A 9,940-nucleotide genomic window follows, 5' to 3' on the forward strand; every position below is an offset into this window, starting at 1 on the left:
GACCACCAGTTCCCCGCTTTTCTCGACTCTCTCCGTTTTTTGTCCTGTACTTAGGGCTTCCACATGCTCATCCTGTAAATCAATCTCATCTTCTGGACTAAAAAATGAGGCAATTGTAGCCAAACCTAAAGGGGGAAATAGGGAATATTTAATCGGCCGCCAATGGGGACTAAGGGCTTCGATTAAAGCGGGTAAAATCATTTTAACTTTCATGGATCTAAGCCTGGGAAATCAATCGGTAATGAAGGGACTGAAGAGTCTGAAGTCTTTTTGAGTATGAACTAAAAAACTTGGGTTGTGTAAAGATTGTGATTTATTGATATTTTTGGATTTACTTTGTAGGAAAAATTAAGATATTTTAATGAAGGATTTTCTTTCCTGTGAGAACTGCTGGCGATCGCCCGGAATCCAACCTTGAGTTACCGTAGAATCTTCACATCAGCCGTCCTAGTCTATCGCTCATGAATATGATTCGTAAACTGACCCCTCTGACTTTAGCTGTAACCTTAGCTTGTACCTCTAACTTGATGCGTCCAGCCTGGAGTAGCCCCCAGTTTACCGATTCATCGGAGCGATATGCAGCTCAATCTTCTTTCTCTAGCTCAGATTGGGTGACTCTCAACCCTTCCGTCCACCCGACTACCGGGCGCGCTGTGTCTTTGTGGTCTACCTATTACCATATTTATCAAGCACAAGAAATCACGAATGGTTATCCTCTGCTCGATCCATCAGGTCGCCCTCTAGCCTATCTTTCCCATCGAGATTGGTGCTATGCTGCCCTGCAAGGTACAGTTCAAGTCCAAGACCGATGGGGAAGATTAACCACTTATAATTTTGCTGGTCGAGGGCAGACGGTACAAATGGATTGTTCAGCCTACTTTAAGAGTCTTTCCCCTGCAACGCTACAAAAGACAGGGCGAGTCCGTTTTGGTTTGGCTCGTGGTTCCCATGGAGATGGGGCTGGTGGATATCGTTTAGTCCCTTATCGGACTATAGCAGTCGATCGCCAACGGATTCCGTTAGGGTCTGTCATTTATATTCCTGCGGCCCGAGGACAGCAGATCCAACTTCCCAATGGAGAGATAATTATCCATGATGGCTATTTCTTTGCCGCAGATGTAGGCAGTGCCATTAAGGGTAATCATATTGATGTCTTTGTCGGATCGCATAAACGTAGCCCCTTCCCCTTTATTACCAGTAATCCTAGAGGTACTTTTGAAGCATTTGTCGTCCAAGATCGTCAGATTACCGAAGTGTTGACTCGTATGCATCGATAAAGTTAGAAGTATTTGGAAAAGGTAGTGAGCGGAACCCTGTAGTAATCACTATTGCAGAATTAGATGGAGATATAAACTGATAGATAAGATATTAAGGAGTGTAAGGTAAACGAGTTTATGGCCACAAAGCGCATTGCAGAAATTCTGCGTCAAGGTAACCCAGACGATCGCCTGATAATCCAAGGATGGGTACGCACGAAACGAGAACTGAAGGCGTTTTCGTTTATGGAAGTGAATGATGGTTCCTGTTTAGCTTCTTTGCAAGTGGTTCTGGATCGGGAAATGCCTGATTACGATCGGGTGCTGAAGTCCTTGAGTACTGGCGCATCGGTGGAAGTGGAGGGGGTTTTAGTGGCTTCTCCTGCGAAGGGACAACGGGTAGAGTTGAAAGCGGAAACGGTGGTGGTGTATGGGGAAGCGGATGAGAGTTATCCTTTGCAGAAGAAGCGCCATTCGTTTGAGTTTTTAAGAACGATTGCTCATTGGCGATCGCGAACCAATACATTAGGGGCAGTTTTCCGCGTCCGTAATGCCTGTGCAGCAGCCGTTCATGAGTTTTTTCAACAACGGGGCTTTTTGTGGATGCATACGCCCATTATCACCGGGAATGATTGTGAAGGCGCGGGTGAATTGTTGGCAGTGACGAGCTTGGATCTGAAAAATGTACCCCGTACTGAAGAGCAAGGGGTGGACTATTCCCAAGACTTTTTTGGCAAACCGGCCTATCTTACGGTGAGCGGACAATTGGAAGCGGAAGTGATGGCCATGGCTTTTGGGAATGTGTATACGTTTGGGCCGACGTTTCGGGCGGAAAACTCGAATACCTCCCGCCATTTGGCTGAGTTTTGGATGATTGAACCGGAAATGGCCTTTTGCGATCTAGAGGGCAATATGGATTTAGCCGAACAGTTTTTGCAGTTCGTGTTTAAGTCAGTGTTGGAGAAATGCCCGGAGGATATGGAGTTTTTTAACCAACGGATTGATAACACGGTGTTGGCGACAGCAGATAATATTATTAACAATCAGTTTGAGCGGGTCACGTATACGGAGGCGATCGCCCTCTTGGAAAAAGCGCCGGATAAGTTTGAGTTTCCGGTAGAGTGGGGGTTAGACCTCCAATCGGAACATGAACGCTATCTCGCTGAGACGTTATTCAAAAAGCCGGTAATTGTCACCGATTATCCCATTGAAATTAAGGCTTTTTATATGCGCGTCGGCGATGATGGTAAAACCGTTCGGGCAATGGATGTCCTTGCGCCCAATATTGGCGAGATTATTGGCGGTTCGCAACGGGAAGAGCGCTTAGATATCCTGGAAAATCGGATGCGATCCCATGGCATTAATCCAGAAGAGTTATGGTGGTATTTAGATTTGCGGCGCTTTGGCACCGTTCCCCATGCCGGTTTTGGATTAGGCTTTGAACGGTTGGTGCAGTTTATGACGGGAATGGGCAATATTCGGGATGTGATTCCCTTCCCCCGCGCTCCTCTGAGTTTGGACTTTTAAGTCATGACTTGCCAAACGAGTTAGATTGTTTATGATTGTGGCTAATTGCACTTCGGCAACTTCTATGCTATGAGCAAAATCATCCTACCGTTCCGCGATCGCCAAGGTGCAGGCGAACAGTTGGCGATCGCGATTAAACCCGAAATTGAGCAGTGGCAAGCTAACTTGACTCACTCAGGAAGAGTAATTGTTTATGCTCTTCCCAGAGGGGGATTACCCATAGCTAAACCCATTGCTCAGGCTCTCTATTGTCCCTTAAGTGTAATTGTAGCTAAAAAAATCACCAGTGCCAACAACCAAGAATTAGCTGTAGGTGCGGTCACAGCCTGCGGTCAAGTGGTATGGTCTGCCCTATCTGAAGAAGAAAGCCAAAGCAGAACGTGGCAAAGTCGGCAAGCCGTTGCCCAGCAAAGGGGCCAAGAACAGTTAGCCACCTTATCTCCCCACTGTCCTACGGTTCATCCTCAAGGGGCGATCGCCATTTTAGTCGATGATGGTATGGCCACGGGGATGACCATGGCTGTAGCGATTTTAGCAACCCGTGCCCGCTGTCCTGCTCAAATTTGGGTGGCAACTCCCGTTGCTCCCGTAGGGTTAGAGCAGCAGTTAGGAAGCTGGTGCGATCGGATGATGATTTTAGCGACCCCCGATCCCTTTTTAAGTGTCAGTCGGTTTTATACTCAATTTGAACAAGTCGAAATGTCAGAGGCGATCGCCTGTTTAATGACTCAATCTGAATGGTTATAGTGCTATGTGCTGGTAATGGGTATATAGGTAATAGGAATTATGGTTAAATGTCCTCGATGTGAACAGGCAATCGCTTCTGATGCAGTCAGTTGTCCCCACTGTCAGTTTATCCTTAAAGCCCATGGTCATCCAGGTATTCCTCTCCACCGTTCCCAAGGAGAGAGCTATCTTTGCGACAGTTGCATCTATCATACTGATGATACCTGTGATTTTCCTCAACGGCCAACTGCTAAGGACTGCACCTTATACCATAATCAAGAACAACCTCTTGTTCCTGAATCGAGGGGACAGTATAGAGGAGGGAGTTGGCGATGGCGATCGTGGTTTCAAAAAAACTTTATTTGGATTATCCTCTTAGCTTTATTGATTGTCAGCTTATGGCTATCCATTTAATCCCCATTCCTCTCCAGCATTTTTCGTTATCCAAATCACTAACGATCGCCTTACTTCGTCATTCTTTAACCCATCGATAAAAACGAGAGAGGTGAATAGTCATTTCCATCGCTCATCCTAACACATACAGACATAAATCTTTACATCTATTTACCTCCACTCATTCCAACAAAGTTTCAATCCATGATCCATACAATGGTAAAATTTAGGGGTCTATAGATTGAAGGGAATTGTGTTCATGCACTTCTTCAAAATGATTGCTACCCAAGTGAAAACTTGGTTTCCAGCTCCTGCTGTTCATGCTCACTGTGATGGCCCTTGTGGTGTGTACGATCCGGCATCAGCTAGAATTGCGGCTGAAGCAGTTTTATCCATGACCAAGAAGATTCTGGATTTGCAACCTCCATCTGGTAGCGATCCTCAAGCAATAGCAGCGTACAACAATACGCTCTCTCGCTATATTCAAATCAAAGAAGAGCAAGCCCACTTAGCGAAGACAGAACTGCTGGTTTTATGGACAGATTACTTTAAACCGGTTCATTTAGAGCAATTTCCTGATTTACATACCAAATTTTGGAATATTGCTAAGTTGTGTTCTGCTTGCAAAGTGGAAGTTAGCCTACAACACGCCAATGAGTTAATGGATGCCATCAAAGAGATCCAAGAAATTTTCTGGGCTACCAAAAATCGGACTGATGTTCCTTGGTATAAAGCCAGCTAAACATCCCATTCCTTATTCCCCAATCTCAGCGAAGTAGATTAGGGGAATGAGATTACAGTAGAAATGACGACGTTTAAGGCAATACCTTCGCCAAAACTAAAAATGTCTTGATGAGTAGGTTGGGTTCAATAAAGTGAAACCCAATCTACAAGAAAATAGTGAAGGTATTGTTAAAGGAAAAACACTTTATCCATTACTAATTACCCTTCTGCCACGCGAAGCACTATGCCTCAAATCCGAGACAGTAACCTTGTGGATATATTACTTTGGTTATTGAGGCAGAGGCAACGTTTTCGTGTTGAAGGCATTTCCATGTTGCCTGTGTTGCAACCGGGAGATGAAGTTTTGGTCGATAGACGGGCCTATCGATATGAGCGACCCTCCGTAAATGATGTTGTTGTGATTTGGTCTCCTCAGCAACCCTATCTGCGTCTTATCAAACGGGTCATTTCTATCGATCGAAGTGGAGCCTGTTTTGTACAAGGTGACAATCGATCGTACAGTACGGATAGTTGGAGTTTTGGATGGGTCGAACCGCAATATATTGTGGGTCGTGTCACCAGTCAATTCTTGAACGACTAATCTGAGCTGTTGGGGTTTGAGTAGATCGCCGAGTTTAGGGAATATTCGCTAAAATTGTGCTGATGATGAATTTTTCTTCAAGTTAAATGAATAGTTGCATTTTAATGGCCCAGATTGTCCAAGATCCTCAACTGCGCTATACGCCAGATGAGACAGCGGTAACAGAGATGTTAGTCCAGTTCGCGGCAACGAAGGCAGAAGATCCCCCCCATACGTTAAAGGTGGTGGGATGGGGAAACTTAGCGACGGAAATTGCCCAAGGGTATCATCAAGGGGATCGGGTGATTCTTCAGGGTAGCCTGAGAATGAATACGTTCGATCGCCCAGAAGGATTTAAGGAAAAACGGGCAGAGTTGATCGTTTCCCGCATCCATAATGTCCATGGGGAACCCGTAGCAACTCAGCCTTTAGCAACTGTGGGGGCAACTGCTAGCGTCCAGGATAACGTGATTCCTATGTCTACTCCGGCTCCAGCACCTCCTCGTCCTCAACCCACCCCAGCTCCGGTTGCGCCACCCCCTGCGAATATTCAACCCTTGGAAGAAGATGAAATTCCATTTTAGGGAATAGGGAATAGGCAAAAGGCAAGAAGTAATTTCTCCGCGTCTCCGTGCCTCCGCGTCTCCCTATCCCCCTATCTCATCACCAGGGATACCTCAAAGACTTGAGCAAAGATCTCTGGGAGGGTTTGGCGGATGTCAGAGAGGGAAATGTGGGGAGCGAATTGCGCTAGAGTACCGACGGGGCGATCGCCAATTCCACAAGGAACGATCGCCTCAAATCCTTCGAGATCGGGATTGACGTTGAGGGAAAAGCCATGCATGGTAATCCAACGACTGACTTTAATGCCGATCGCCCCCACTTTATACCCATTGAGCCAAACCCCAGTTAAACCCGGAATGCGATCGGCTCTTAAGCCATAAACCCGAAGCGTCTCAATTAAAACCGTTTCTAGTTGCCGCAAATACCAATGGAGATCCCGTTGATAGTAGGTTAAATTCAAAATTGGATAGCCCACCAATTGACCGGGACAGTGATAGGTGACCTCGCCTCCCCGTTCGACGCGATGGAGTTCTGCTGGGGGGCGATCCGGATCGAATTTGAGAAAGTCTAGGGTAGCTCCTCGTCCCAGAGTATAGACGGGAGGATGTTCGAGCAATAGTAAGACATCATCTAAGTTAGGATTCTCTCGCCGTTCGGCTACCCGTTCTTGCTGCCATTGCCATGCCTTTTCATAGGGCAGCAATCCCAGTTGCCAAACCTGACAGTAGCGAGCTGCGATCGCCTCTAATCCCATAATCTATTGCCTATTGCTAGAGTGCTGATCGCCTCTTCCTTCGCACTACTCATCTCAAAAATTGGGTTAATTTTAACATAAGTTTAGAAAAATATCCGGTTAAAACATCAAGAATTGTCAAGGGATGCAACAGATTTTTAATGGTTGTGTTCAGCAGAATACAAAATGCTAGTGTAAACGTATAACTCCAATAGGAAGTCTCTCTTAGCCTCACACTAAGAGTAAGGCTAGCCTAAGAAAATTCGTTTAATGGGAGGAAGCTTATATGAAGCTTGTTATCCAGGGAAAAAACATTGAAATAACAGATGCAATTCGTGAATATGTTCATCAAAAAGTCGAAAAGGCTGTCAGTCATTTTGAGAATCTGACAACAGAGATTGATGTCAATCTTTCAGTAGCTCGTAATCCCCGGATAAACCCCAAGCAGACGGCTGAAGTGACCATTTATGCCAATGGAACGGTCATTCGGTCGGAGGAGAGCAGTGAAGACCTCTACGCCAGCATTGATTTAGTGGCAGATAAGATTGCTCGACGGCTGCGTAAGTATAAGGAGAAGCGTCACAACAACAAACACAAAACTAAGGCAGAGATTGAACCCCCTGAAATTCTGGAAGAAACGGAAGGGATTAGCGATTTACTGGCTAATCGTACTCCGGAACTGCCCGCAGATGTAGTCAGAACCAAGTATTTTGCCATGCCTCCGATGAGTGTGGAAGAAGCTCTTGAACAGTTGCAACTCGTGGGCCATGATTTCTTTATGTTCAGAAATGCACAAACGGGAGAAATCAATGTGATTTATGAGCGCAACCATGGCGGATATGGAGTGCTCATGCCCCGCAATGGCAATGGTCATACTCATGGTCGCAATGGTTCTACCGCTCAAGCGAATGCGCCTGTAAGCTCCAATGCTTAACTGGGATTCATGATTTGGATTAAAACGGCCCGATGGCAGAAGAGACGACACGCCTCAAATGCCATCCCGGTTGCCGTTAACCGGTTTGTTGCCAGATTTTAACACTCATGTCTTGGGAGCCACTGATTAAAGTTTTCCCATCTGGACTGAAGGCAACAGCGGTTACCGGGCCTTGATGTCCCACTAGGGTATCGATTTCTTCACCGGTCTCTAGTTCCCAGAGCTTAATCGTCTGGTCATGACTGCCACTGACTAGCACTTGTCCATCTGGGTTGAGACCGACTGCATAGACAATACCTTGATGGCCAGAAAAGGTTCGCACTAACCCCCTCGTACTACAATTCCACAGTTTAATGGTGCGATCGCCACATCCGCCGGCTAACATTTGGGCATCTGGTGTCAGGGCTACACTATAGAGAGCCATGGTCACTTCGAGAGTCATTTGGGGAGTATCGGCTCCCACTTGCCAAACTTGGATTAAACCGCGATGATCGTTGCGGCCGGCGATCGCCAAAACATCCCCCTCTCTGCTAAACCCTAACGAATCAATCTCATAATCGACGTAATAATTGGTGCGAATCAGATCTCCGTGAGCAAAATCCCAAAATCGGAGGGAACTCTTCTCCTCTAAGGGTTCCGAACCTGCACTGACCAGGGTTTGACCATCTGCACCGATCGCAACCACCGTTGTCCAATCTTCACATTCAAGTTGTTGCAGCAGTTTCCCCGTCGTTAAGTTCCAAATTTCAATTTCTCCGGTTGCTGCGGCTAGAGTTTTCCCATCTCGACTGAGGGCAACGGAACTCACGGATAAATCTTCGGTATCTAAGGATAATCGGGTGACTTCGTAAGTGCTTAAATCCACCCCATTCATTTCCTGATAGCCGCCACTCACTAAGCGACTGCCATCGGAACTGAGGGCTAAACAGGTGACAGCGCTCGATTGAGTGAGGGTTTTCACGCATTGCCAACCTGTTTTGCTTTTAACGGACTCTGGGGGAGAAACGACTGGAGATGGAGCTTGAGGGGTTGCCGGTTGAACCGGTGCAGGGGTTTCCCACTCGTCGTCCTCTCCCCATTCATCATCGCGGCTCAGATCGGGTTCAAAGTCCATCTGAGATTGAAAGTCATCAAATCCTTGTTTAATCCGACTGACCCATTTTTCGGCACGTTCGGTAAAGCTTTTGACTTCAGAAACTGGGGTTTCTGTCTCGGTTGTCGGGGGTTCGGGCGATCGCTCTAAACGGCTTTGCACTTGGAGCAGTAGCTCTGTTTGTTGCTTGATTTGGCTTTGCAGTTGGGAAAGGGCAGTTTCGCTATTGGTTTCTGGGGCTGGGGTTTGGCTCGGTAAGCGCCCAATTTCGGCTGCAACTCGATCGAGTTGGGTTTGCAGTTGGTTTAATTGGGGAAGAATATCGCCAGGAGTTTGGGGAATGGGTAAAGATTGTAACTGTTCGTTGACGTGAACAATGGAGTTGAGTAACTCCGTTGATTGGCAACCGAGCCGTTCTAAGGTAGTTTCTAGGCTTTGCAGTTGGCTGGATGCAGTGTTTAATTGGCTCAGATCCAGGCGATCGATTTGTGCTTGTAAGGCTTCTTTCCAGGTGCTGAGACTGTCCTGAAATTCACTAAAACTTTGATCCAGATGCTCTTGGAGTCTGCTATATTGCCCACGCAGTTCGGCTAGATCGCTGTCTACGTCTTGCTTAAAGGTTTTGACTTCACTAGAGATTTCGGTTAACTGGGATTCTAAAGATTGTAGTCTCTCTTCCGTGGGGAGGCGATCGATCCGTTGTAGAATCTGGGCTAAGGATTCGAGAACATAATTAGATTGATTGCGAAGTTGGGCTAACTCTTCTTCCATACTCTTAAAATCTAGGGTTTCTAAAACCGATAAACGGTTCATTAAGTTAGTTTCAACTCTACTCAGCCCTTGTTCCCACTGTCGAGGGTTGATTTCACTCCCTAGGGAAAGCACCACTGCGCGTAAGGATTCAATCTCTTCAGAAAGGGTAGCTTGCAGTTGCGGCAGATCCGTTTGTCGATCCTGCTGATACTGTGCAGCCAGACGTTGACGGTTAATTAAATTCAGAAACAGAGACAAAGACATCGGGGTGGCGACAAAAACCACCTTTTCCAGAAGCATAGCAAACCCAGCTCCCACCACCGAGGCGACAATAGACACAGATTCAGCAATTTCCGTCCAATGGCGGTTTTCCACCGTTGGCTTGTTGTTTGACATAGCAAGATCCCCATTTCTGGATCTAGTGTAATCCTTCTTGTGAAAGGTCTGAAGAAGTATCTTTGCGATCTTATACAATCCCGAATATTGACTAAGAATAAGGAATCGCTGTTGGGTAACTATAATAGGGACTCTGATCGATGATGGGGTCGTAATTGCTCTCGAATCGAGTTACTGTATTGCATGGGGGTCTGATTGATTTTGTGGTATAGTCGATTCGGTTAACAGTGATACATAAATGAGATAAACTGAAGAGAGTAAG

At 46.3% G+C, this 9,940-nt stretch carries 10 protein-coding genes and 1 pseudogene; 8 read left to right on the forward strand and 3 right to left on the reverse strand.

Annotated features, from left to right (window positions below):
- Positions 1-213, reverse strand: a pseudogene (locus tag AC3A14_RS22785) (hypothetical protein); the annotation flags it as partial.
- Positions 214-467: 254 nt separating this feature from the next.
- On the opposite strand from AC3A14_RS22785, the gene AC3A14_RS22790 reads away from it, so the two are divergent.
- The 7 genes from AC3A14_RS22790 (at position 468) to AC3A14_RS22820 (ending at position 5,789) form a co-directional block, all read left to right on the forward strand.
- Positions 468-1,277 carry a 3D domain-containing protein gene (locus tag AC3A14_RS22790; protein ID WP_318701222.1) on the forward strand — a complete coding sequence of 270 codons (810 nt, stop codon included), beginning with the start codon at positions 468-470 and terminating at the stop codon, positions 1,275-1,277.
- A 117-nt stretch (positions 1,278-1,394) separates the two neighbouring features.
- Entirely contained in the window at positions 1,395-2,783 is a 1,389-nt protein-coding gene (gene asnS, locus AC3A14_RS22795) for an asparagine--tRNA ligase (RefSeq protein ID WP_318735574.1), read from the forward strand.
- Positions 2,784-2,852: 69 nt separating this feature from the next.
- A complete protein-coding gene (locus tag AC3A14_RS22800; RefSeq protein WP_318735572.1) occupies positions 2,853-3,530 on the forward strand; it encodes a phosphoribosyltransferase in 678 nt (225 codons plus the stop codon).
- A 39-nt stretch (positions 3,531-3,569) separates the two neighbouring features.
- Complete coding sequence (locus tag AC3A14_RS22805; RefSeq protein ID WP_318701225.1) at positions 3,570-3,923, forward strand: zinc ribbon domain-containing protein; 354 nt, start codon at positions 3,570-3,572, stop codon at positions 3,921-3,923.
- Positions 3,924-4,161: 238 nt separating this feature from the next.
- The gene (gene sodN, locus AC3A14_RS22810) at positions 4,162-4,644 is read left to right on the forward strand and encodes a superoxide dismutase, Ni (RefSeq protein WP_318735569.1); all 483 of its coding nucleotides are present in this window, start codon (positions 4,162-4,164) and stop codon (positions 4,642-4,644) included.
- 225 nt (positions 4,645-4,869) lie between these two features.
- Positions 4,870-5,226, forward strand: a complete 357-nt coding sequence (gene sodX / locus AC3A14_RS22815) for a nickel-type superoxide dismutase maturation protease (RefSeq protein WP_318735566.1) — start codon at positions 4,870-4,872, stop codon at positions 5,224-5,226.
- A gap of 86 nt (positions 5,227-5,312) precedes the next feature.
- A complete protein-coding gene (locus AC3A14_RS22820; RefSeq protein ID WP_318735563.1) occupies positions 5,313-5,789 on the forward strand; it encodes a single-stranded DNA-binding protein in 477 nt (158 codons plus the stop codon).
- 71 nt (positions 5,790-5,860) lie between these two features.
- Here AC3A14_RS22820 and lipB read toward each other — a convergent pair whose 3' ends face one another.
- Positions 5,861-6,523 carry a lipoyl(octanoyl) transferase LipB gene (gene lipB, locus AC3A14_RS22825; protein WP_318735561.1) on the reverse strand — a complete coding sequence of 221 codons (663 nt, stop codon included), beginning with the start codon at positions 6,521-6,523 and terminating at the stop codon, positions 5,861-5,863.
- 265 nt (positions 6,524-6,788) lie between these two features.
- Here lipB and hpf point away from each other — a divergent pair, with 265 nt between their 5' ends.
- Positions 6,789-7,436: a ribosome hibernation-promoting factor, HPF/YfiA family gene (hpf, locus tag AC3A14_RS22830; protein ID WP_318701230.1), complete on the forward strand. Its 648-nt coding sequence runs from the start codon at positions 6,789-6,791 to the stop codon at positions 7,434-7,436.
- Between the two features lie 76 nt (positions 7,437-7,512).
- On the opposite strand, the gene AC3A14_RS22835 is transcribed toward hpf, so the two are convergent.
- On the reverse strand, positions 7,513-9,678 hold the full coding sequence (locus tag AC3A14_RS22835; RefSeq protein ID WP_318735560.1) for a hypothetical protein: 2,166 nt from the start codon (positions 9,676-9,678) through the stop codon (positions 7,513-7,515).
- Between the last annotated feature and the right edge of the window lie 262 nt (positions 9,679-9,940).

The organism is Roseofilum sp., from assembly GCF_982964205.1.

Excerpts from the sequence above, each read along its gene's own strand:
- AC3A14_RS22800 (WP_318735572.1), top strand. The coding sequence starts at position 2,853 with ATGAGCAAAATCATCCTACCGTTCCGCGATCGCCAAGGTGCAGGCGAA.
- asnS (WP_318735574.1), top strand. The coding sequence starts at position 1,395 with ATGGCCACAAAGCGCATTGCAGAAATTCTGCGTCAAGGTAACCCAGAC.
- AC3A14_RS22820 (WP_318735563.1), top strand. The coding sequence starts at position 5,313 with ATGAATAGTTGCATTTTAATGGCCCAGATTGTCCAAGATCCTCAACTG.
- lipB (WP_318735561.1), bottom strand. The coding sequence starts at position 6,523 with ATGGGATTAGAGGCGATCGCAGCTCGCTACTGTCAGGTTTGGCAACTG.
- AC3A14_RS22790 (WP_318701222.1), top strand. The coding sequence starts at position 468 with ATGATTCGTAAACTGACCCCTCTGACTTTAGCTGTAACCTTAGCTTGT.
- AC3A14_RS22805 (WP_318701225.1), top strand. The coding sequence starts at position 3,570 with ATGGTTAAATGTCCTCGATGTGAACAGGCAATCGCTTCTGATGCAGTC.
- AC3A14_RS22835 (WP_318735560.1), bottom strand. The coding sequence starts at position 9,678 with ATGTCAAACAACAAGCCAACGGTGGAAAACCGCCATTGGACGGAAATT.
- sodN (WP_318735569.1), top strand. The coding sequence starts at position 4,162 with ATGCACTTCTTCAAAATGATTGCTACCCAAGTGAAAACTTGGTTTCCA.
- hpf (WP_318701230.1), top strand. The coding sequence starts at position 6,789 with ATGAAGCTTGTTATCCAGGGAAAAAACATTGAAATAACAGATGCAATT.
- sodX (WP_318735566.1), top strand. The coding sequence starts at position 4,870 with ATGCCTCAAATCCGAGACAGTAACCTTGTGGATATATTACTTTGGTTA.